1 protein-coding gene and 1 pseudogene are annotated in these 549 nt (G+C 52.8%); one reads left to right on the top strand and one right to left on the bottom strand.

Annotated elements, in window-relative coordinates; translation table 11 throughout:
* A pseudogene (locus OGV50_RS00375) lies at positions 1-113 on the top strand (transposase); the annotation flags it as partial.
* Between the two features lie 145 nt (positions 114-258).
* On the opposite strand, the gene OGV50_RS00370 reads toward OGV50_RS00375, so the two are convergent.
* On the bottom strand, positions 259-465 hold the full coding sequence (locus tag OGV50_RS00370) for a hypothetical protein (protein WP_063151275.1): 207 nt from the start codon (positions 463-465) through the stop codon (positions 259-261).
* Positions 466-549: the final 84 nt, after the last annotated feature.

The raw sequence follows: 549 nt of genomic DNA, 5'->3' as shown, positions 1-549 counted from the left end.
AGAACTGGTTCGGCTACAGCGATCCAGCGATGGAGGAAGCGCTGTACGAAACCACGATCCTGCGCCAGTTTGCCGGGCTGAACCTGGAGCGCATCCCCGACGAAACCACCATTTGTTGGCGCTGATGGAAAATTGACCCACCCTGCCGATTGAAATTTGACCCAGGGCGGATTGCTGATTTTGTTACCAGCAACTGTGGATAAGTCTACCAGCGCAGCTGCTGTTGCCCCCACTCCTTCGCTAGCCCAGTTCAGTTGTTTAAGACCTGCCACACGCAGCCATGTAGCAGGCCGTCGTCGCCATGAAATCAGAACGGCTCATCGTATAAAATGTGGCAAAGAAAGGTGATGCCAGCGCCAGCGTTAACAGAACTAAGGCGAGCGGTATGAAGCGGTTGCCGGCGAAACTGCCATTGCCGATCGCCGTCATCGTGCGGAACATCTCACTTAGCGCCAGGATCATCATAAAACGGCACTGTTGCAAAGTTAGCGATGAGGCAGCCTTTTGTCTTATTCAAAGGCCTTACATTTCAAAAACTCTGCTTACCAG

It is taken from the genome of Citrobacter sp. CK180, from assembly GCF_030333655.1.
Classification (GTDB): domain Bacteria; phylum Pseudomonadota; class Gammaproteobacteria; order Enterobacterales; family Enterobacteriaceae; genus Citrobacter_B; species Citrobacter_B koseri.
The sequence above is the reverse complement of the archived record's forward strand: the minus strand, read 5'-3'. Positions and strand labels throughout refer to the sequence as shown.

Excerpts from the sequence above, each read along its gene's own strand:
- OGV50_RS00370 (WP_063151275.1), bottom strand. The coding sequence starts at position 465 with ATGATGATCCTGGCGCTAAGTGAGATGTTCCGCACGATGACGGCGATC.